The sequence below is a fragment of the Mixta mediterraneensis genome (assembly GCF_014946725.1).
In the GTDB taxonomy this organism is placed as follows: Bacteria; Pseudomonadota; Gammaproteobacteria; order Enterobacterales; family Enterobacteriaceae; genus Pantoea; species Pantoea mediterraneensis.
Map to the genome: position 1 here is coordinate 1 of NZ_JACFXY010000033.1, position 1,061 is coordinate 1,061.

1 pseudogene is annotated in these 1,061 nt (G+C 44.0%); it reads left to right on the plus strand.

Going from position 1 to position 1,061, the window contains the following annotated elements:
- Positions 1 to 345, plus strand: a pseudogene (locus H2P46_RS22775) (protein RepA); the annotation flags it as partial.
- Between the last annotated feature and the right edge of the window lie 716 nt (positions 346 to 1,061).

Here is a 1,061-nt window from a genome sequence, read left to right on the forward strand (position 1 = left end):
ACTTTGGCAGGGTGGGTCAGAATTCGATCGGTATTGACACAGATGATTGTACTTCGCCGTCTGGCTAACAAAGGATCAGCTCAAGCCCTTTACACCTTTATTGAAAGCCTTCCCCAAAAACCACTTCCGCTTTCGTTTGCACGTATCAAAAAGCGTCTGATGCTTACTTCAGATAATGCGCAGCAAAACCGCACTATCAAAAAAGCTATTGATGATCTGCAAGCAACTGGTTATCTCGATGCTTCGGTTATTAAGAAAGGAAAAGAGTGGTATTTAAACATCCATAACCGAAACTCCCGCTGCAAGCTAATGGAAGGTTCTGATTTTATTGACGATTTCTCTTGATGTGTTTTTTATAAACGTATTGAGGATTTAGTTCAGAATAAATGTTTGCAAACTGGATGACCTGTAAAAATCATAATGGCCCCGAGCTACATGTTTGCAAACTGGATAATGGGCTTTCCGAGCGCAGATGTTCAAATTCATGTTTGCAAACTGGATAGTCGGCTGGAGGAGGACAGGTAGTCAGACACATGTTTGCGAACTGGATCATTGGCTATCGGGTAGTATAAGCGCAGAGACATGTTTGCAAACTGGAAAAAAGAGGAAACGAGCTTACGGCAGGAGACTCAATGTTTGTAAACAGGATAACGGGCAGCGCAGCGTAAGACAGATACCCCACACACTTAACCAGCTTATAGCCACAAGAGGCATGAGTATGCTTTGCCCTTTACAAATCTGCATACCAGTAAGCGGCTTCCTGTTTACAAACATGAGCTATAGAACGAGGCGTGCCAGTTTGCAAACATGATCAGTGAATGCCAGTGTTCCCGTTTGCAAACATATTGCATTTCCAGTTTACAAACATGTCTGCCTGAATGTATCCCATAAACAAACATGGCAGTTACGCTATACAAACAGAGTTAATGTTAAGTGAACCGCCCCGGTTTTCCGGGAGAGTATTTTAGTTGGGAACTCAGGCTGCCAGATCCTTATTCCCGATGGAAGCATAATATGCCCGTTCGGCTTCTGCCGGTGGGATATGCCCCAGCCTTTCCAGC